The following is an 18,618-nucleotide window of genomic DNA, read 5'->3' on the forward strand; positions in this document are numbered from 1 at the left end:
GGCACCGCCCACGGCTCTCCGCTGCCCACGGCGGAGGACGCCCCGGCGCGGGCGGCGAAGGCCGCCGCCCCGAAGCGCCGTTCCGCCAAGGCGGGCGGGACGCTGAAGGCCAAGTACCCGGGCCGCTGCCGGTGCGGCACGTCCTACGCGGCGGGCACGACGATCGCGAAGAACGGCACCGGCTGGGGCCACGTGGAGTGCGCCCAGGCGTGACGACGGCGGCGCCGGCGCCGGGTCGGCGTCCGGCGTCCGGATCGGCGCCGGTTCAGCCCTTCGCGACGAGGTCGAGGATCTGCCGGGCGTGCTCCACCGAGCCGTCGGCGGTGTCCACGTCGTACATCGAGTCGATCATGAAGTGGTCGAAGCCGGTCCGCTCGTGGACTTCCTTGAGGGTGTCGGCGACCTTTTCCGTGCTCGTGCCCGCGTCGATGTTCAGCCGCAGCACCGTGTCGATGTCCCGGGGGTCGCGGCCGTTCTGCCGGGTCAGCTCGTCCAGCAGCGAGCGCTGCGCGAGGAGGTCGTCCACGTCGACGAAGCGCGGAACGATCACCACCGGCAGCCAGCCGTCCCCCCGGCGGGCCACCCGGCGCAGCGCGCGCTCGGACAACGCGCCCAGGTAGAAGGGCGGCCGGGGCCGCCGCGCCGGTTTCAGTGGCGCGTGGTGCTCCGGCACGGAGAGCAGGTCGCCCTCGTACCCTGCCGGGTCCGTGGTCCAGATGGCTTCGAGGGCGTCGAGCAGTTCGTCCATGCGGGCGCCGCGCCGGGTGAAGTCCAGCCCGGCCGCCCGGTACTCCTCGGGAGACCAGCCGATCCCGAACCCGGGAAGCAGCCGCCCGCCGCTGATCAGGTCGATCGTCGTCAGCGAGCGGGCCAGTTGGACGGGCGGATACAGCGGGGCGATCAGCACATGGGAGCCCAGCAGCACCCGGCTGGTCGCGGACGCGGCGACCCCGAGCAGAACGAACGGATCGGCGGCGGGATTCAGCTCCTCCGGAATGGTGCTCCCCCGCCCGCCGTACCCCACCACGGGCCGGACAGCGGCCAGATTGCGGTCCCCCACCCAGAGACTGGCACCCCCGGCCTCCTCGATCGCGGAGGCGAAGGCGGCGGTCCGGGCGACGTCGAAAGCCTGACGGTGGAACTGGGGGAGGGCGAAACCTATCTTCATGGTGTCCTTCGCGCGCGCGTACGTGATCCTCTTCGGCCGACCCACAGCCTAGGGGGGACTCGAACAAACCCAACTCGACGCGCGCGAGGTGTAGTTGACGTCTCAGCGGGCGGGGTCAGCCGTGCCGCTTGGCGAACTCCACGAGAGCGGCGAACCCGTCGCGGGTGAGGGAGAGGCAGGGCCCGTGGGGGTCTTTGCTGTCGCGGACCAGGAACTCCCCGGTGGCGCGGGCGTGGTCGGGCGCCCATTCGAGGCACTCGCCGCCTTCGCCGCCGCTGTACGTGCTCTTGACCCACCGCGTGCTGCTCATGTGGCGTACTCCTCCGCGATCTCTCGAATCAGAGCCAGCGACTCGTCAGGGTCGCGCGCCGAAGCCCGCAGACGGTCGTACGCCGTGCGCGCGCTCTCCACCGCCGCAGCGGAGTCCGACACGTGCCCCTGCCCCCTGCTCTCCGAGTACAGGACCGTTGCCCCGTCGTCTGGCGTTAGCAGGATAAACGGCAGTGATGACGCGGGGGCACCCGCGGTGAAGCGCAGAACTTGAAGCGTGATGTGGGGGTTGCCCGCGTCGGAGGCAAGGTGCCGGAGCTGGTCGGCCATCACAGACCGGCCGCCGACCACTGTGCGCAGGGTCGATTCCTGCAAGATCACCCACAGCAGGGGCGGGGCGTCGCGCTCCATGACTTCGCGACGGGCCAGCCTGGCGTCGACCCTGGCCCTGATCTGGTCGTCGGTCTCGCGCGGGTGCGTGGCCCGGAACGTGGCCTCCGCGTAGTCCGCGGTCTGCAACATGCCCATGATCAGGGCATTGGAATAATTCTCAATCCGGCTGGCCTGCTTCTCCAGGTTGATGTACGGCACGAACCAGCCGGGATGCCCGCGCTCGCTCACCCGGACCAGTAGTCGGGTGAAGAACCCCGAGGTGTCGAAGAACCGGTCACACCCCTTGGCGAAGTGCATCGACGCCCGCGCCCTGCCGTTTTTCACCTTGGACACGTACGGCTCCTTGTAGCCCGTCGCGTCCGCCAGTTGACGCTGGTTGGCGCCCTTGTGCGCCAGTGCCGCCGCCACCTCGCGCCCGAACCACTCAAGGCCGTTTCCGGGCTCGCCGTTGAGTTCCGGCAATTGTTCGGTCATTCGTTCAATTCACCTTCTTGCCAGGTGCCTTGGAAATCGAATCGGCCTGTTGAGATTACGTCGCGGAGGTGATGCTGGACCCGAAAACATCATGACCCGTACCGAAAGGAGCGACGACATGGCGACGAGGGGCAGGGCCCGTACGCCCGACAGGGTCACCCAGGCCGGGGAGGCGTGTGACGAGCTGCGGGAGGCGCTCAGGGCGGCCGGGGTGGTGCTGCCGTCCCTGGGGCTCGATCCCGTGTCGTGTACCGGGGCCGCTCCGCTCGGGCTGATCGACCTGGGGCGCTGCAACATCGCCACCGCACGCGCGCTCGCCGCCGCCCTCCGGCCCCGGGCCGACCGGTGACTCCGCACCGGCCCGGGCGCACCGGGTTCCTGTCCGCCGCCGACCGGGCGTGGCGGGACGGTTGGCCCCCGGTCGCGCGGAGCGGGGACGGTAACCCGTGGGTGCGGGGGGTGTGCTGGCTGTTCTGCCGGCGGGAGGGGGTGGCCGTGTTGTGGGTCGGGTCGGTGATCACGCCGGGGGCGGGAGGGGAGATGTACGCCTGCGGGCCGTGTATCGCGGAGCTGGACCACATGGTCCGCGAACAGGCCCATGACCGCGAGCGCCGCGGCCACCGCGCCGCCCGGTACGCGACACTCACCCTCTCCGCCCACGTGCCACCGCGGGCCCTGCCCGCGGAAGGACGGACCCTGACCGCCGTGGGCGGAGCCCTCTCCCCGCGCCCCGCCCCCGGCGGCTGCGCGCACCTGCGCACCGGGTTGCGCGACGGCAAGACGTACTGCCGGGACTGCGATCGGCAGCTCTATCTGTGATCCGTCAGATCCGCGCGGAGCGGACACCGTGCACCGGGCCGTGAAGCTGAACGGCCGCCGTCCCCGAGGGGCGTGGGCCCGCGTCAGTCCGACTGCAAGTCGCGCATGTGGCTTCTGAACGCGTCGACCGCGACCAGCAGCCGCGCCCGCGGGCTCGCGCCCGTCAGCAGCGCCTCCGACAGCCCGAGCGTCGCGTCGAGTGCGGTGAGCGCGTTGCGGTGGGCCGCGAGCCAGGCGCCGTGGTGGGCGGCGTACGGCTCCATCGCCTGCCAGGACCTGGCGTCTTCGCGGTCCCGGAGCCGGTGCAGTTTGTGCGATTCGTCGTCCAGGATGCGGCCCACCCTGTGGATGTGCGTGTCCTGGAGGTTCTTCAGGCCCCGCAGCAGGTCCGCGTCCGAGGGCGGGGCCGCGGCGATGGTGTTCAGGAGGCCCAGGTGCATCTCGACCTGGCTGTGCAGCCGTTGCCGCGCCGCGCGCTCCAGTTCCTCCACCGGGTCGGTCCGCATGACCTGCGTGGGCGGTTCCTGTACGGCGTACGTGGTGGCGGCCGGTGCGGTGCGGCGGCCGGGGAGGAGTTTCCAGCCCAGGCGCCGGGGTTTGCGGCCGGCGGGGAGGCGCGGTGACGGTGACTGGGTGCGGTGGGCGCGGAGTTCCGCCGCCGCGGCGGCGAGGGTCGCGCGGGCGTCGGGTTGCTTGGCGAGGAGGGCGGTGAGAATCGGGGCCAGGGCGCCGGCGTGGCGGAAGGGCGCGGGGTCGGACTCGCAGACGGCCTGGCGCAGGGTCCACAGGTCGGCGCCGTGGAAGGGCAGGTGGCCTTCGACGGCGGCGTACAGGGTGGCGCCGAAGGACCACAGGTCGGAGGCGGCGGTCGCCGGCTCGCCGTCCCACTGCTCGGGGGAGGCGTACGCGGGCGTGCCCAGCCTGCCGCCGGTGGTCGTCAGGCCCGTCGGTCCCCCCGCGCCGATGGCCGCGTCGGCGATGGCGGCGATGCCGAAGTCGGTGATGACCGCGCGCCGGTCGGTCACCATGATGTTGTCCGGTTTCAGATCGCGGTGCACCACGCCCGCGGCGTGGGCCTCGGCGAGTGCGTCGAGGACCTGGATCCCGATCTCCGCCACCCGCGGCACCGGCAGCCGTGTCCGCTCCCGCAGGACGGCGGCCAGGGAGCGGCCGGTGACGAACTCCATCACGATCACCGGGGCGCCGTCGTGTTCGACGACGTCGTAGACCGTGGTGATGCCGGGGTGGTTGAGCCGGGCCGCCGCGCGGGCCTCGCCGATCATGCGCCCGTAGCTGCTTCTCGCGCTGCCTGTCCTCGACGTCGGCTTCGAAGAGGATTTCCTTGACCGCGACCTGTCTGTCGAGCAGCTCGTCGCGGGCGCCCCAGACCCGGCCCATGCCGCCTTGCCCCACCGGTCGGTCCAACCGGTACCGGCCCGCGATCAGCAGACCGCTCGACCCAGCCATATCTCCATCGTAGGCAGTGACGTGGACGTCACCGGCTCCTCGCCGGCCGTCGTGCCCGGGTCGGGGACACGTCCCGGCCACAGACCGACGGCGGCGGTACGAGCCCCCCGACCCGTACCACCGCCGTCTCCCCCCTCGGGCGGCGAAGCCGCCCGCTACATCGCCTCGGAGCGGATGTCCGAGACCTGGTCCTCCGTCAGCACCGCGTCGCCGGCGGGTGCCTTCGGCTCGACCGGCTCACCGAAGCCCGAGAACGCCAGGTCGACCTCCGCCCCTTCCGGGTCGGTGATGGTCACCGGGTACGGCTTGCCTTCGGCGGCGATCTTCATGCTGGCGCCGTCGCTGGTGGCGGGGTCCTCGTTGACGTAGGGCACGACCGCCACGCCCTTGTGCTTCGTCTTTTCCTTCTGCGTCATGCCGGGGCTGAACGACACGACGCTGTCGGTCTGCTCGACGTACGAGTCCAGCTTGCACACGTCCTCGATCGCCAGCGGGGCGCGGGACTTGGGCATCTCCAGGTACGAGCCCTCGATCTCGGCGTTCACCGTCTCGCCGTAGCCGTACTCGGCCTCCAGGTAGGCGGCGTCCGGCTTCAGCCACAGGGTGTCGCCCTGCATGACGAACTCGGTGGCACCTTCCTCGGTGCTGGCCGTTCCGACGCAGTTGCCCTTCTTGTCCGCCCGCACGTCGATCTGGGCGGGGTCGGCGATCAAGGTCATCTCGCCGACCGCGTGCACGGACTCGGCGGTGCGCATCGCCTTGACGGCGTCCGTCTGCGCGGGGCCGCCGCTGGCCCCGCCCCCGCCTTCGTCGTCGCTGCCGCAGGCGGTCAGCGCGAGGAGCGCCGCCGTTCCGGCCGCCGCGACGGCGGCACGGTGCCTGCGTATGACGTGCTTCATGTCGACCTTCGATCACTCGACTGCTGTGCGCCTCCGGCGAGTTGACCACGGGGGCCGGGCGGGAGGAGGCGCACACGTTACCTGCCGGGGTCCGGACTGCCAAAACGTTCCAGCGCACGAGGAACGCGTACGCGCCGTTCCCGGCGGTAACCCCTGGCGGGACCCCCCGGATCCCCGTCGCGGGCGTCGGCGGCGTACGGCGAGCGGGACCCCGTTGTCCGCCTTCCGGCCGCGTGGTGGAAGTCTTGTCTGCCCGGCGGGCCGGGAGTGCCGGCCGGGCAGGAGGGAGCGAGCGTGGGCGAAGACCAGCCGCCGGAGGGGCCGGCCGACATCGGTGAGCTGTTGTGGGCGGGGGCCGACGCGCAGGCCCAGGCGTTGCGCGAGGGCGCCGTTACGGCGCCCGAACTGCTCGAAGCGGTGCTGCGCCGCGCGGAGGAGGTCAACGGGCGGCTGAACCTCTTCCGCGCCGTCTACGCCGACAGCGCGCGGGCCCAGGCGGCCGAGGCCCAGCGGCGGCTCGACGCCGGGGAGCGCACCCCGCTGCTCGGCGTGCCCGTCGCCGTCAAGGACGACACCGACGTGGCCGGGGAGGTCGCCGCGCGGGGCGGGCGCGCGCAGCTCCCGCCGGCCGAGCGGGACGCGCCGGCCGTGGCCGGAATGCGCCGGGCCGGCGCCGTGATCGTGGGGCACACCCACACGCCGGACCGGTGCCTGTGGCCGTTCACCGAGAGCCTCGCCCACGGTGCGACCCGCAACCCGTGGAACCCCGGCCACACCCCCGGCGGCTCCTCCGGCGGGTCGGCGGCGGCGGTCGCCGCCGGGATCGTCGGACTCGCCACCGGCACCGACGGCGGCGGCTCGGTACGCATACCGGCGCACTTCTGCGGCATATTCGGGCTCAAGACCACCCGCGGCCTGATCAGCCTGGACGCCGACCCGGGCGGCGACGAGCAGTGGCACGGCCTGTCGGTCCTCGGCCCGCTCGGGCGGCGGGTGGCCGACGCGGCGGCGATGCTCGACGTGGTCGTCGACGGGGACCGCTCCGACGGGGGCGATCCCGGCGGGGGCCGTCCCGCCGGGAGCTACCGCGACGCCGTCGGCGCCGACCCCGGCCGGCTGCGGATCGCGCTGGCCTGGAAGGCGCCGCTGGCCACGCAGCCGAGGATCGAGCGGGCGCGCAGGCAGGCCGTGCTGGACACGGCGGAACGCCTGCGCGGTTTCGGCCACGAGGTGACCGAGGCCGACCCGCCGCTCGGCATCCGGCCGAGCACCCAGTTCATGACGCGCTACCTGCGCGGGGTCGCCGACGACGTCGCCACGCTGCCCCACCCGGAGTGGCTGGAACCGCGCACCCGCCGGATCGCCGCGTTCGGGCGGCGCATCCCGGCCGGCGTACTGGCCAGGATGCGGGCCGCCGAGTCCCGGCTGGACGCGGTGATGCGCGAGTTCTTCCACTCCTACGACGTGGTGCTCCAGCCGGGCTGGACCACCGGGCAGCCGCGGATCGGCCGCTACCGCCGCACGGGCGCGACGCACACCCTGGCCGCGCTGACCACGGGTATCGCGTACTACCCGACGTGGAACGTGCTCGGCTACCCGGCGGCCGCGGTCCCGGTGACCCGCGACGGGCAGGGCCTGCCGGTCGGCGTGCAGCTCGTCGGGCCGCCGTACGCCGAGCACCGGCTGCTGTCGCTCGCCGGCCGGCTGGAGCGCGCGCACCCGTGGGCCGGCGGCCGGCCGGAGCTCTGAGGCGGCTTCGCGGCTCCTTCAGGCCCGGTGCCAGGTGTGCGGCGGCAGCCCGGGGCCGTAGGTCCCGGCGGTTCAATCCGGCCCGTCGAGCCAGTCGAGGATGGTGCGCATGCCGTCGTGCCAGTGGGCCTCCAGCAGGTGGGCCGCGCGGGCGAAGTCGCCTTCGGCGAGCGCCGCCAGGACCCGCCGGTGCTCCTCGTCGACCTCCGCGCGGTGCTTGACCTCGCGCATGTAGGTGAGTTCGTAGCGGGAGAGGTTCGTGCGCAGTTGGGTGAGCATCCCCAGCAGGTGCCGGTTGCCCGCCGCCGCGGCGATCGTCGTGTGCCACTCGGTGTCGAGCCGCCAGCGGCGTACCGGGTCGGCGCACTGCGCGAGTTCGTCGAGGGTGGTGTCCAGCCGCCGCATCGTGGCGGCGCCGATCGAGGTGAGGGAGCGGGCGGCGAGGCCCTCCAGGGCCGCCAGGACCGGGTACAGCTCGGCGGCGTCGCGGCGGACGAGGGGACGCACGGTGAAGCCGCGGGCCAGGGCGGACTGCAGGACGCCTTCCGCCTGGAGGCGCAGGAGCGCTTCGCGCACCGGAGTGCGGGAGACCTGGAGGGTGCGGCTGAGGCCGGCCTCGGTGAGGGGGGCGCCGGGGGCGTACTCACCCGAGGAGATGAGGTCGACGACGCGGAGGTAGACGGCTTCGCGGAGCGGTTCGGCGCGGGCGATGGGCTCGTGCGCGCCGGCGGGGTTCGAGGTCATGGGTGGTACGGGCTTTCGTCGCGGTGGCGGCGCTCGAACTCCGAGCGCATGCACAGGGTGGTCGTCGAGGTCATCCGGTCGACGGCCAGGATGCCGTCGAGGTGGTCGATCTCGTGCTGGAGCAGCTCGCCGAGGTCGCCGTCCGCGCGCAGGGCGTGTTCCGTGCCGTCCGGGGACTGGTAGGCCACGTCCACCCACGCCGACCTGCTGACCCGGCAGAAGAACTGCAGGGAGAAGCTGAGGCAGGCGTCCCACGGCTCCCACCTGGTCGCGGAGCGGCCCGTGATCCGGGGGTTGACCAGCGTCCACGGGCGGTCCAGGTGGAGGTGGATCATCCGGCTCGGCACGCCGATCTGCGGCGCGGCGATGCCGCGGCCGTATCCGGTGCGGGCCACCCAGTCGGCCAGGGTGTCCGCGAGGTCGGCGGCGGTTGCGGCGGTCTGCGGTGATCCCGGCTCCGGGACGGCGGCGGCGGGCACGCGCAGTGCGGGGTCGCCGAGTTGGAGTGTCGGTCGTACGGCCATCTGCGCATCGTATACGATGCGCAGATGACGAAGCCCTTGCAGGTGCGGAACATCGAGGAAGCGGCCGGACTCATCGATCCCGTCTTCCGGAACAGCCCGTACGTCGAGGACGCCGCCCTGGCCCGCCGGGTGGGCCGGGATCTGGGGCTCAAGCTGGAGACGTTCAACCCGATCCGCTCCTTCAAGGGCCGCGGCGCCGACTACTTCATGCACGAGGTGACCGCCGGGCGGCAGGTGGTCTGCGCCTCCGCCGGCAACTTCGGCCAGGCCATCGCCTACACGGGCCGCGCGCGCGACATCGCCGTCACCGTGTTCTGCGCCCGGAACGCGAACCGGGTCAAGGTCGCCCGGATGCGCGCACTCGGCGCCGAAGTACTCCTGGACGGCGACGACTTCGACGCCGCGAAGGACGCCGCGCGGGCCTACGCGGACGGCGCCGCGGGCCGGCTGTTCGTCGAGGACGGCGACGCGCCGCGCATCTCCGAGGGCGCCGGCACCATCGCCGTGGAACTCGACCCGCTGCCCGGCACCCTCCTCGTGCCGCTCGGCAACGGCGCCCTGATCGGCGGCGTGGCGTGCTGGACCAAGGCCCGCTCACCCCGCACCCGCGTCGTGGGGGTCTGCGCCGCCGGCGCCCCCTCGATGGCCGAAAGCTGGCGTCGAAACGCGCCCGTCGCCACCCCCGAGGCCCGCACCTTCGCCGACGGGGTCGCCGTCCGGGAGCCCGTGCCCGCGGCCGTCCACAGGATGCGCGGGCTGGTCGACGACGTCGTGCTCGTCGACGACGACCGGATCCGCCAGGCGCTGCGCGCGGTACGGGACACCGTCGGCCTGATCCTCGAACCGTCCGCCGTCCTCGGCGTCGCCGCCGCACTTCACCACCGGTTCGACGCCGGCACCCTGGCCACCATCGTGACCGGCAGCAACTTCTCCCCCGAACTCCTCGGAGAACTGGCCTAGTTGCCCGCCGGGCCGATCCGGTCCGGTCCCGCCGCCGCGCCCCCGTGCCTCCCCGACGCGAGGCCGGGGGCGTCGTTCTTGGCGCCGGTCCTCCACGAAGTAGTCGCGTCCGGACCGTTTACTTCCGGCCACGGTATGCGTAACGTGCCTGTCGCAACGCTCACGTTAACGTTCATGTCGAGGCTGGAGCCGAGATGCGTCCCAGAATGCGTGCAATATCCCCCGTGCTGGTCCCCGGTGTCGCGATGGCCCTCGCGCTGCTCGGCGGAACCGCCGCCGCGGCGTCCGGGCAGGGCGACGAGGCCCGGCAGAGCGCCCCCGCACGGGCCGTGGAGGTCCGGGTCGGCACGTACAACGTGTGCGGGCACGGATGCCTGCCGACCAAGGAGGAGTGCGAGCGGGTCATCGGCCGCGACTGCGGCACCAAGCTGCGGCCGTGGGCCGAGGGGCGGGCCGCGGACGTCGCCCACGACATCGACGAGGCCGGCCTCGGCGTCGTCGCCACGCAGGAGATCGGCAACAACGCGACGCCCACCCAGCCCGCCGTCGACGTCGAGTCCTTCCGCGCCCCGCTGACCGCCGCGCTCAAGGAGCACGGGTACGCCGAGGCGCCCGCCGACTACGCCGGCGCCCGGCACCCGGAGCAGGGCTACCCCCTCAAGTCCGGGGCCGGCCGCTTCACGTACTACGACGCCGAGCGCTACTCCCACCTCGACAAGCGCGGCCGTGAACTGCCCCACGACCTGCTCTGGCTGCCGGACTCGACCGAGATCTACGGCAAGACCATGACCTGGAACGTTCTGCGCGAGAAGAAGTCCGGCGCCCGCTTCGTCGTCGTCGACATGCACCTGGAGTACCGCAAGAACGGCGCCACCGACCCCAACGGCTGGACCAAGAACTGGGACGAGGTCCGCTACGCCGACGCACGGCGCACCGCCGAGGAGCTGACCCTCCGCAACAGGCACACCCGCAACCTGCCCATCGTCTTCGCCGGCGACATGAACTCCGGCAGCGACGCCGAGGGCGCCAGCGCCATCGACGCCTTCGGCGACGTCGGCTTCGCCGACGCCCTCGGGGTCGCCGAGCGCGTCACCGGCGACGAGTACGCCTCGTACAACGGCGGCAAGATCCCGCTGCCCCTCGGCGAGAAGATCGACCACCTCTTCGTACGGAAGGGGACGACGGTCCGCGAGTGGGTGCAGATCCCGCAGACGACCGCGACCGAAGGACCGCAGGCCGAACTGCTGCGCTCCGACCACAACCTCTCCTACGCCACCGTCCGCCTCATGAAAGGAAACCGGTGACGACCGCACCACACCCCGATCCGCGCCTGCTCGACCCGAAGCTGGCGAAGTTCAACCCGCTGCGCCGCATCCTCGTCCACGACGACTTCAACACCGGCACGCACGGGTGGATCGAGCTGATCGGCAACCACGACCAGCACGGTGACCTCGACACGGTCGACGCGCACATGTCGGACTTCCGGCCACCGCAGCTCAGCTCGTGCAACTTCTTCGACGTCGGCACGCACGGGGCCATGTCCGGCACCTACGCGCTGAAGGTCGCCACCCGGCCGGTCACCGGCCACACCGGCGTGGCGATCCGGCGGCTGACGATGTCCGGCCGCGGCCGGGTGCAGTTCGAGACGTACTTCGCCTACAAGGCGGAGGCCGCCTCGGCGGAGAACGGCGCCGCCACCGCCGCCGGCGGCGGGAAGTGGGACGCCAACAACCACCCGTCGGAGCAGCAGTTCGGGGCCCTCACCGTCGCGACCGACATCTGCGACGGCGTGCGCTACCACAACGTGGTGCGGTACCAGAACACCGATCTGGACCACACCGTGCAGCACCGCTGGATGTACCCCACGGTCCCCGAGCCGACCCCCCGCGAGCACTTCGAGGGCAAAATCAAGCTCCCCCGGACCGCGGACTTCACCGCCCCCGACCCCGCCGACTGGCGGCAGTTCGGCGAGCGGCAGGACCTCTGCTTCAACGAGGTCCCCACCAAGGTCAACTGGCACTACCTGCGCTGGGTCATCGACACCCGTACCCGCAGCAACGTCGAACTCCAGGTCAACGACGTCGTCCACGACATGTCCGACGTGCCCGTCCCGCCGTACGACGAGGAGTACGGGTCGCTGCAGAACCTGCTCAACTTCTACGTCTCCGTCCGCACCCACACCGACGTGCGGAACTTCCTCTTCCTCGACTCCGTGCTGATCTCGGTGGACTGGTGAGTGCCATGACCATGCGACAGTCCTTCACCGCCGTCATCGAGCGCAACGCGACGCTGACGGGCGAGTTCACCACCGAGCCGTACGAGGCCGCCTGGGCCCGCGAGGCCCGCTGGTTCGTGCGCGTCCTCGACTCCGCGGGGCGCAATCCGCGGATGCTCGTACGCACCCAGATATCGCCGGACGGCCTGCACTGGTGCGACCTCGACACCGGTACGGAGCAGTCCGTCGACCCCGCCGGGGGGCCGCTGCACAGTTGGCCCGCCGAGGGGTTCGGCGGCTGGCTGCGGCTGCGCGGCACCGTCGTCGGCGAACCGGAAGACGGCGCCGCGGACGCGGCGTCCGTCAAGGTTCTGATCTATCTGGCACTCAAATCATGACCCGGAGGTGGTGAGATGACCGGGACGGGCAGTGCGGGCGGCAGCGGCCGCCCGGCGCGGCGGGACTTCCTCGCGATGGCCGGCCTCGGCGCCACGGCGGTGCTGCTGTCGGGCTGCGGCGTCGGCAGCGCCGCGCCCCGCGGCGCGCTGCGCGCGGCGTTCGGGCAGCCGGTCACCGACCTGGACCCGTACAACGCCGCGACCGCCGTCGACGAGGCGTCGCTGATCGTCAAGCGCCTCGTCTTCGACACCCTCGTACGGCGCGAGGGCGAGGAGCTGGCGCCGGGGCTGGCGACCGACTGGCGGCGTGAGGGCGACACCAGGTGGGTCTTCACGCTCCGCCGCGGCGTCGCCTACCACGACGGCACCGAGGTCACCGCCCGCGACGTCGTCGCGTGCCTGAAGCACACGCAGCAGGTCCCCTCCGCGCAGACCCCGCTGTGGGCGACGGTCACCGAAGCGGAGGCGCCCGACGACCACACGGTCGTCTTCACCACCGACGGCCCCCTCGGCTCGCTCCCGGTCAACCTCACGCTCCTGTTCATCGTCCCGGCGCGGCTGGTCGCCGACCCGGAGCAGAAGCGGCGCCCGGTCGGCTCCGGCCCGTTCCGGGTCACCGACTTCACCCCCTCGACCTCCGTCGAGCTGGCGCGGTTCGACGACTACTGGGGCGGCCGGGCGGAGCTGCCGGCGGTCTCCATGCCGTACATCGCGGAGACCTCCACGGCGATCACCGCCCTCCTGGGCGGCGACGTCGACCTGCTCTGGCCGGTGCCGCCGGACCAACTGCCCGAGGTCACCGGGGTGTCCGGCGTCGCCGTCGAGTCCGTGCCCTCCTGGACCTACTACTTCAACTGGTTCAACTGCTCGCGCAAGCCGTTCGACGACCCCGACGTCCGCCGTGCGCTGTGCCAGGCCGTGAACGTGCCGCAGATCGTCGACTCCCTCTTCGGCCGCGGCGGCAAGCAGATGCGCGCGCCGATACCCGAGACGGTCGCCGGCTTCGCGGCCCAGCCGCCCTGGCCGTACGACCCGGACGGCGCGCGCCGGCTGCTGGCGCGGGCCGGGCTCGGCCGGGGCTTCAGCACGTCGATGATGTGGTTCGACGCCACCGGCCCGCTGGCGCGGGAACTGGCGCAGGCGCTGATCTCGGCCTGGGCCGACATCGGCGTCACCGTGGAGCCGCAGAGCATCGAGAAGGCGATGTGGCTGGAGCGGCTGAACACCCTCGACTGGGACATGAACCTCCAGACGAACACCGTGACCACCGGCGACGCCGCCTTCACCATCGGCCGCCTCTACACCTCGGAGGCGAACCGCCTCGGCTACGCGAACAAGGAGCTCGACGCCGTCCTCGCCCGGGCCGCCGGCGCGCCCGAGGGACCGGAACGCGACGCCCTCTACGGCGACGCCTGCGGGACCATATGGTCGGACGCCGTCGGCCTCTTCCCCGTCACCCTCGTCACCGGGTACGGGCGTGCGAAGGCGCTGACCGGCTTCACACCAGCCGCGAACAACCAGCCCGACCTCGCCGTGGTGGGGCGCCGATGACACCGCGCCGGAGGATCCCATGAGCCCACGCCGCCGACCCACGCTGCGCGACATCGCCCTGTCGCTCGACCTGTCGGTCAACACCGTCTCCCGGGCGCTCGCCGACAAGGACGCGGTCAGCCGCGAGACGCGCGAGCGGGTCAAGGAGGAGGCCGAACGCCTCGGCTACGTGCCCAACAGCATGGCCCGCTCCCTCGTGCTGCGAAACGCCATGACCCTCGGGCTCGTCATCACCAACCCGTCCAACCCCTTCTACGCCCGGCTGATCTCCGCGATCGAGGAGCGCGGGCGCGAACGCGGCTACTCGCTGATGCTGATGGTCACCGAGGACTCCGCGGAGAACGAACGCCGCGCCGCCGAGGAGCTGATGCGCTGGGGCGTCGACGGGGTGCTCGCCATACCCGTGCAGCACGGCGCGGAGCACTGGAGCCGGCTGCGCAAGTCCGGTACGCCCGTGGTGCTGCTCAACCGGCACCTGCCGGAGATGGACGCCGACGTCGTCGGCGTCGACTACTACGCCGGCGCGCGGCTCGCGACCGAACACGTGCTGGACAGCGGGGCGACCGAGCTGTACCTGGTCGAGGAGGACCTGGAGATCTCGCCGGTCTCGGAACGTATCCGCGGCTTCCGCGAGACGCTGGCGGCCCGCGGGATCGCGGCTCCGGACGATGCCGTGGTGCGCGTGGATCCGGGGGCCGCGCCGGAGGGGGTGCCGGTCTCGGGGCCGTTCGACCCCGGGGTGGCGTACACCGTCGGCGCCGGCCTGGCCCGCCGCGCGGGGCCCGGCGCGGTGGTGCTGGCGGGCAACGACTACCACGCGCTGGGCCTGTACCGGGCGTTCAGCGAGCGGGGGCTGCGGGTCGGCACGGACATCGGCGTCGTCGGCCACGGCGACCACCCGTTCTCCGCCTACCTCGACCCGGCCCTGACCACCGTCCGGCTGCCCGCGCCCGACGTGGGCCGCGCCGGCGTCGACCGGCTGCTGGAGCGGGTGCAGGACGGCTCGGAGGACGCGGATCCGATCCGTACGCTCCTGGCCCCCGAACTCGTCGTACGCGCCTCCGCCGGACCCCTGCGAAGAAGAGGTGAACAGTGATGGGCGCCTTCCTCGCCAAACGCCTCGCGCAGGCCGTCGTCGTCGCCTTCGGCGCGCTGACGCTGGTCTTCGTCATCGTGCGCGTCGTGCCGGGCGACCCCGCCAAGCTGATCGTCGGACCCGACGCCTCCGCCGCACAACTGGAGAGCGTACGCGCCGACTTCGGCCTCGACGACCCGCTGTGGCGGCAGTACGCCGACCACCTCGCCGGCGTCGTCCGCGGCGACCTCGGCGACTCCTGGCGCCTCGGCGGCTCGGCGCTGAGCAACCCCCTGGACCGCTTCCCGGCGACCCTGAGCCTGTCGCTCGCGGCGCTCCTGCTGACCGTCGCGCTCGGGATCCCGCTGGGCATGCTGTGCGCCCGCCGCCCCGGGAAACTGCTCGACCTGGCGGTCTCCACCGGCTCGCTCGCCGGGCAGGCCATCCCCTCGTTCTGGCTCGGCATCGTCCTGATCCTGATCTTCGCCCGCCGGTTGGACTGGCTGCCCGCGACCGCCGACGGCTCACCGGCCGCGGTGCTGCTGCCGGCCTTCACGCTCTCCCTGCCGTTCATCGGCTGGCTCGCGCGGCTGGTGCGCAGCAGCGCGCTGGAGGAGGGCGGCAAGGACTACGCCCGCACCGCCCGCGCCAAGGGCGTGGGCGAGGGGACCGTCCAGTACGTGCACGTCGGCCGCAACATCGCGATCCCGGTGGTGACCGTGCTCGGCCTGCTGATGGGCAACTTCATCGCCAACGCGGTCATCATCGAGGTCGTCTTCTCCTGGCCCGGCATCGGCTCGCTGATGGTCGACGCCATCACCAACCGCGACTACGCGGTCGTCGAGGCCGCGATCCTCACGATCACGCTGGCGTACATCGTCCTGAACCTGCTCGTGGACGTCGTCTACTTCGTCATCGACCCCCGCCTCACCCCGGAGGACGCATGAGCGGCACGACCACGGCCGCGCCCGCGCCGGCCGTCGACCCCCCGCGTACGGACAAGGCCCCCGGCGACGCCGCGCGGCGCGTGCCGGTGCGCGTGTGGATAGGCGCCGGGGTGCTGGCGCTCTTCGTCCTCGCCGCCGTCGTCGGGCCGCTGCTGCGCCCGTACGACGCCGTGGCCACCGACCTGCCGAACCGGCTGCTGGCGCCGGGGGAGCGCACCGACGCCGGCGACATCGCCTGGCTGGGCACCGACCAGATGGGGCGCGACCTGCTCGCCAACCTGCTGGCCGGCTCCCGCATCTCGCTGCTGGTGGCCTGCGCGACCGTCCTGGTCGGCGGCGCCGCCGGCCTCCTCGTCGGGCTGGTCTCCGGCTACTTCGGCGGCTGGACGGACACCATCGCCTCCCGCATCGGCGACATCCAGCTCGCCTTCCCCTCCATCCTCCTGGCGATCCTGCTGGCCGGGGTGCTCGGCCCGAGCGTCACCAACATCGTCATCACGCTGGCGATCACGAGGTGGGTCATCTTCGCCCGCGTCGCCCGCGCCTCCGCGATGGCGACGCGCCGGCTCGGCTTCGTCGACTCGGCGCGGGTGCTGGGGGCGGGCCACGTGCGCATCATGGTCCGCCACGTGCTGCCGTCCCTCTGGCAGCCGCTGCTGGTCGCCGCGACGGTGCAGGTGGGCCTGGTGATGGTCGCGGAGGCGTCGCTGAGCTTCCTCGGCCTCGGCGTCCCGGTCGACACCGCCTCGTGGGGCGCCACGGTCTCCGTGGGACGCGACTACCTGGGCTCGGCGTGGTGGATCTCCACGATGCCGGCGGCGGCGCTCGCACTGGTCGTCACGGCGGTCGGCGTGATCGGCGACGGCTTCCGCGACGTGTCGGATCCGCGGTCGCAGATATGAGAGAAGGGGAGCACACGATGCCTTCAACGGCCGTGGACCCGTCACCGGCCGCCCGGCTGCGGGACGTCCACATCGGCTTCGGCCGCGACGGCTCACGACAGGTCGTCCGCGGGGTGGACCTCGACCTCGTACCGGGCCGGGTCACCGCCCTGGTGGGGGAGTCGGGCAGCGGCAAGTCGCTGACGTCGCTGGCGCTGATGGGCCTGCTGCCCCCGGGCGCGGTGGTGAGCGCGGGGACGGTCGAGATCGAGGGCCGGGACACCGCCGGATTCACCGACGCGCAGTGGCGGCGGCTGCGCGGCGCGAAGGTCGCGATGGTCTTCCAGGACCCGATGGCGGCGCTGAACCCGTCGTTCACCGTCGGCTGGCAGATCGCCGAGACGCTGCGCCGCCGCGGCACCGGCCGCCGCGCGGCCCGGGAGCGGGCCGTGGAGCTGATGCGGACGGTCGGCATCCCCGACGCGGAGGCCAAGTACGGCGCGTACCCGCACGAGTTCTCGGGCGGCATGCGGCAGCGGGCGGTCATCGCGATGGCCCTCACCCTGGACCCGGCGGTGCTGCTGGCCGACGAGCCCACCACCGCGCTCGACGTCACCGTGCAGGCGCAGATCCTGCGGCTGCTCGCCGGGCGGCAGACGGAGGCGGGGATGGCGATGCTGCTCGTCTCGCACGACCTGGGGGTCGTCGCGCGCGTCGCGCAGGACGTGGCGGTGATGTACGCGGGCCGGATCGTGGAGACGGGCGCCCTGGACGACGTGTACACCGCCCCGGCGCACCCGTACACGCGCGGCCTGCTCGACGCGGTCCCCGACCCGGCGCGGCCCGGCCGGCTGATCCCGATCGAGGGCCAGCCGCCGGCACCGGGAACCCTCGGCGGCGGCTGTGCCTTCGCACCGCGCTGCCCGTACGCGACGCAGGTGTGCCGCACGGACGACCCGGAACTCTCCGCCGTCGGACAGGGCCACGAGGCCGCCTGCCACCACAGCGACAAGGTCCGGGCCCGGGCGACGAACGTGGAGGCCGCGTCATGACCACGAGCCGGACGACCCCGGACGCACTGCTGCACATCCAGGACCTGCACGCCGGCTACACGGTCCCCGGCCGCTCCGGCCTCGGCCGCCGCCGCGTCGACGCGGTCGCGGGCGTCGACCTGACGGTGCGGCCCGGCCAGACCGTCTGCATCGTCGGCGAGTCCGGCTGCGGCAAGTCGACACTGGCCCGCTCGGTGGTGGGACTGCTGGAGCCGTTCGCCGGCTCGGTCTCCTTCGCGGGCCTGGACCTGGCGACGGCGGGCCGCCGGGAGCGGCGGCGGGTGGCACACGACCTGCAGATGGTCTTCCAGGACCCGTACACGTCGCTGAACCCGCGGATGCGGGTGGCGGAGATCGTCGCGGAGGGCTGGCACATCCACCGGGACGTGGTGGCACCGGCAGACCACGCGGCGGAGGTCGAACGGCTCCTGACGCAGGTGGGCCTCGACGCCTCGTACGCCACCCGCCGGCTGCACGAGCTGTCGGGCGGCCAGTGCCAGCGGGTGAGCATCGCGCGGGCGCTCGCGCTGCGGCCGAAGCTCATCATCTGCGACGAGGCCGTCTCGGCCCTGGACGTCTCCGTCCGCGCGCAGATCCTCAACCTGCTCGCGGACCTCCAGCGCGAGCTGGGGATCGCGTACCTCTTCATCTCCCACGACCTCGACGTGGTGAGGCACATCGCGGACGAGGTGGCGGTGATGTACCTGGGCACGATCGTCGAACGCGGCACCGCGGCCCAGGTCTTCGAGGCCCCCCGGCACCCGTACACCCAGGCCCTCCTCGGCGCCGCCCCGTCCGTCCACGACCGTCCCGGCACCGCGCAGGACCTCCCCCTCACCGGCGAGGTCCCCTCCCCCTCCTCACCCCCCACGGGCTGCCGCTTCCGCACCCGCTGCCCCCTGGCCGCGGACGTGTGCGCGTCGGAGGTCCCGGAGCTGCGCATACGGAAGGGCGGCGACCACCCGGCGGCGTGTCACTTCGCGGGAGAGGAGGCGACGGCGGCGCCCTGACCTCACCCGCCGGCAGCAGGTC

19 protein-coding genes and 2 pseudogenes are annotated in these 18,618 nt (G+C 72.8%); 14 read left to right on the plus strand and 7 right to left on the minus strand.

All coding sequences use genetic code 11. The annotated features are described in order from the left end of the window. A pseudogene (locus tag I003_RS0126750) lies at positions 1 to 213 on the plus strand (ribonuclease HI); the annotation flags it as partial. A gap of 52 nt (positions 214 to 265) precedes the next feature. Here the strand turns inward: I003_RS0126750 and I003_RS0126755 are convergent. From I003_RS0126755 to I003_RS0126765, 3 genes are all read right to left on the minus strand, one after another. After that, positions 266 to 1,168 (minus strand): TIGR03619 family F420-dependent LLM class oxidoreductase, encoded by a 903-nt coding sequence (locus tag I003_RS0126755; RefSeq protein WP_027774312.1) that lies wholly within the window; start codon positions 1,166 to 1,168, stop codon positions 266 to 268. A 115-nt stretch (positions 1,169 to 1,283) separates the two neighbouring features. Further along, positions 1,284 to 1,478: a DUF397 domain-containing protein gene (locus tag I003_RS0126760; protein WP_027774313.1), complete on the minus strand. Its 195-nt coding sequence runs from the start codon at positions 1,476 to 1,478 to the stop codon at positions 1,284 to 1,286. After that, entirely contained in the window at positions 1,475 to 2,305 is an 831-nt protein-coding gene (locus I003_RS0126765; RefSeq protein ID WP_027774314.1) for a Scr1 family TA system antitoxin-like transcriptional regulator, read from the minus strand. The genes I003_RS0126760 and I003_RS0126765 overlap by 4 nt, the downstream gene beginning before the upstream one ends. Positions 2,306 to 2,423: 118 nt before the next feature. Here I003_RS0126765 and I003_RS0126770 point away from each other — a divergent pair, with 118 nt between their 5' ends. Both I003_RS0126770 and I003_RS0126775 read left to right on the plus strand, forming a co-directional pair. Further along, positions 2,424 to 2,654, plus strand: a complete 231-nt coding sequence (locus I003_RS0126770) for a hypothetical protein (protein WP_027774315.1) — start codon at positions 2,424 to 2,426, stop codon at positions 2,652 to 2,654. Positions 2,655 to 2,794: 140 nt separating this feature from the next. Then, the gene (locus I003_RS0126775; protein ID WP_486584403.1) at positions 2,795 to 3,124 is read left to right on the plus strand and encodes a hypothetical protein; all 330 of its coding nucleotides are present in this window, start codon (positions 2,795 to 2,797) and stop codon (positions 3,122 to 3,124) included. An 83-nt stretch (positions 3,125 to 3,207) separates the two neighbouring features. Here I003_RS0126775 and I003_RS34330 read toward each other — a convergent pair. Both I003_RS34330 and I003_RS0126785 read right to left on the minus strand, forming a co-directional pair. Beyond that, positions 3,208 to 4,464: pseudogene (locus I003_RS34330) on the minus strand (serine/threonine-protein kinase); the annotation flags it as partial. Between the two features lie 282 nt (positions 4,465 to 4,746). Beyond that, a complete protein-coding gene (locus I003_RS0126785; RefSeq protein ID WP_027774317.1) occupies positions 4,747 to 5,490 on the minus strand; it encodes a hypothetical protein in 744 nt (247 codons plus the stop codon). Between the two features lie 294 nt (positions 5,491 to 5,784). Here I003_RS0126785 and I003_RS0126790 point away from each other — a divergent pair, with 294 nt between their 5' ends. Next, positions 5,785 to 7,239 (plus strand): amidase family protein, encoded by a 1,455-nt coding sequence (locus I003_RS0126790; protein ID WP_199784358.1) that lies wholly within the window; start codon positions 5,785 to 5,787, stop codon positions 7,237 to 7,239. A 72-nt stretch (positions 7,240 to 7,311) separates the two neighbouring features. On the opposite strand, the gene I003_RS33375 is transcribed toward I003_RS0126790, so the two are convergent. Both I003_RS33375 and I003_RS0126800 read right to left on the minus strand, forming a co-directional pair. Beyond that, complete coding sequence (locus I003_RS33375) at positions 7,312 to 7,983, minus strand: GntR family transcriptional regulator (protein ID WP_051368524.1); 672 nt, start codon at positions 7,981 to 7,983, stop codon at positions 7,312 to 7,314. Next, positions 7,980 to 8,507, minus strand: a complete 528-nt coding sequence (locus I003_RS0126800; RefSeq protein ID WP_078564422.1) for a peptide deformylase — start codon at positions 8,505 to 8,507, stop codon at positions 7,980 to 7,982. Before I003_RS0126800 ends, I003_RS33375 begins: the two co-directional genes overlap by 4 nt. A 24-nt stretch (positions 8,508 to 8,531) precedes the next feature. Between I003_RS0126800 and I003_RS0126805 the strand changes: the two genes are divergently transcribed. From I003_RS0126805 to I003_RS0126850, 10 genes are all read left to right on the plus strand, one after another. Then, entirely contained in the window at positions 8,532 to 9,467 is a 936-nt protein-coding gene (locus I003_RS0126805) for a pyridoxal-phosphate dependent enzyme (protein ID WP_027774320.1), read from the plus strand. A 224-nt stretch (positions 9,468 to 9,691) separates the two neighbouring features. Beyond that, positions 9,692 to 10,771 carry an endonuclease/exonuclease/phosphatase family protein gene (locus I003_RS0126810; RefSeq protein WP_027774321.1) on the plus strand — a complete coding sequence of 360 codons (1,080 nt, stop codon included), beginning with the start codon at positions 9,692 to 9,694 and terminating at the stop codon, positions 10,769 to 10,771. After that, the gene (locus I003_RS0126815; RefSeq protein ID WP_027774322.1) at positions 10,768 to 11,703 is read left to right on the plus strand and encodes a DUF6772 family protein; all 936 of its coding nucleotides are present in this window, start codon (positions 10,768 to 10,770) and stop codon (positions 11,701 to 11,703) included. Before I003_RS0126810 ends, I003_RS0126815 begins: the two co-directional genes overlap by 4 nt. 5 nt (positions 11,704 to 11,708) lie before the next feature. Beyond that, positions 11,709 to 12,080 carry a hypothetical protein gene (locus I003_RS0126820; RefSeq protein ID WP_078564425.1) on the plus strand — a complete coding sequence of 124 codons (372 nt, stop codon included), beginning with the start codon at positions 11,709 to 11,711 and terminating at the stop codon, positions 12,078 to 12,080. A 15-nt stretch (positions 12,081 to 12,095) separates the two neighbouring features. Next, positions 12,096 to 13,631 carry an ABC transporter substrate-binding protein gene (locus I003_RS0126825; protein WP_027774324.1) on the plus strand — a complete coding sequence of 512 codons (1,536 nt, stop codon included), beginning with the start codon at positions 12,096 to 12,098 and terminating at the stop codon, positions 13,629 to 13,631. Positions 13,632 to 13,650: 19 nt separating this feature from the next. After that, positions 13,651 to 14,727 (plus strand): LacI family DNA-binding transcriptional regulator, encoded by a 1,077-nt coding sequence (locus I003_RS0126830; protein WP_027774325.1) that lies wholly within the window; start codon positions 13,651 to 13,653, stop codon positions 14,725 to 14,727. After that, entirely contained in the window at positions 14,727 to 15,653 is a 927-nt protein-coding gene (locus tag I003_RS0126835; protein WP_027774326.1) for an ABC transporter permease, read from the plus strand. Before I003_RS0126830 ends, I003_RS0126835 begins: the two co-directional genes overlap by 1 nt. Further along, complete coding sequence (locus tag I003_RS0126840; RefSeq protein ID WP_027774327.1) at positions 15,650 to 16,555, plus strand: ABC transporter permease; 906 nt, start codon at positions 15,650 to 15,652, stop codon at positions 16,553 to 16,555. The genes I003_RS0126835 and I003_RS0126840 overlap by 4 nt, the downstream gene beginning before the upstream one ends. Before the next feature lie 17 nt (positions 16,556 to 16,572). Beyond that, complete coding sequence (locus tag I003_RS0126845; RefSeq protein WP_051368526.1) at positions 16,573 to 17,586, plus strand: ABC transporter ATP-binding protein; 1,014 nt, start codon at positions 16,573 to 16,575, stop codon at positions 17,584 to 17,586. Further along, on the plus strand, positions 17,583 to 18,596 hold the full coding sequence (locus tag I003_RS0126850) for an oligopeptide/dipeptide ABC transporter ATP-binding protein (protein ID WP_027774329.1): 1,014 nt from the start codon (positions 17,583 to 17,585) through the stop codon (positions 18,594 to 18,596). Before I003_RS0126845 ends, I003_RS0126850 begins: the two co-directional genes overlap by 4 nt. Positions 18,597 to 18,618: the final 22 nt, after the last annotated feature.

The sequence above is a fragment of the Streptomyces sp. CNQ329 genome (assembly GCF_000482585.1).

What these genes read in the sequence shown, in the direction of transcription:
- I003_RS0126755 (WP_027774312.1), bottom strand. Translation starts at nt 1,168, where the DNA reads ATGAAGATAGGTTTCGCCCTCCCCCAGTTCCACCGTCAGGCTTTCGAC.
- I003_RS0126760 (WP_027774313.1), bottom strand. Translation starts at nt 1,478, where the DNA reads ATGAGCAGCACGCGGTGGGTCAAGAGCACGTACAGCGGCGGCGAAGGC.
- I003_RS0126765 (WP_027774314.1), bottom strand. Translation starts at nt 2,305, where the DNA reads ATGACCGAACAATTGCCGGAACTCAACGGCGAGCCCGGAAACGGCCTT.
- I003_RS0126770 (WP_027774315.1), top strand. Translation starts at nt 2,424, where the DNA reads ATGGCGACGAGGGGCAGGGCCCGTACGCCCGACAGGGTCACCCAGGCC.
- I003_RS0126785 (WP_027774317.1), bottom strand. Translation starts at nt 5,490, where the DNA reads ATGAAGCACGTCATACGCAGGCACCGTGCCGCCGTCGCGGCGGCCGGA.
- I003_RS33375 (WP_051368524.1), bottom strand. Translation starts at nt 7,983, where the DNA reads ATGACCTCGAACCCCGCCGGCGCGCACGAGCCCATCGCCCGCGCCGAA.
- I003_RS0126800 (WP_078564422.1), bottom strand. Translation starts at nt 8,507, where the DNA reads ATGGCCGTACGACCGACACTCCAACTCGGCGACCCCGCACTGCGCGTG.
- I003_RS0126805 (WP_027774320.1), top strand. Translation starts at nt 8,532, where the DNA reads ATGACGAAGCCCTTGCAGGTGCGGAACATCGAGGAAGCGGCCGGACTC.
- I003_RS0126820 (WP_078564425.1), top strand. Translation starts at nt 11,709, where the DNA reads ATGACCATGCGACAGTCCTTCACCGCCGTCATCGAGCGCAACGCGACG.
- I003_RS0126825 (WP_027774324.1), top strand. Translation starts at nt 12,096, where the DNA reads ATGACCGGGACGGGCAGTGCGGGCGGCAGCGGCCGCCCGGCGCGGCGG.
- I003_RS0126830 (WP_027774325.1), top strand. Translation starts at nt 13,651, where the DNA reads ATGAGCCCACGCCGCCGACCCACGCTGCGCGACATCGCCCTGTCGCTC.
- I003_RS0126835 (WP_027774326.1), top strand. Translation starts at nt 14,727, where the DNA reads ATGGGCGCCTTCCTCGCCAAACGCCTCGCGCAGGCCGTCGTCGTCGCC.
- I003_RS0126840 (WP_027774327.1), top strand. Translation starts at nt 15,650, where the DNA reads ATGAGCGGCACGACCACGGCCGCGCCCGCGCCGGCCGTCGACCCCCCG.
- I003_RS0126845 (WP_051368526.1), top strand. Translation starts at nt 16,573, where the DNA reads ATGCCTTCAACGGCCGTGGACCCGTCACCGGCCGCCCGGCTGCGGGAC.
- I003_RS0126850 (WP_027774329.1), top strand. Translation starts at nt 17,583, where the DNA reads ATGACCACGAGCCGGACGACCCCGGACGCACTGCTGCACATCCAGGAC.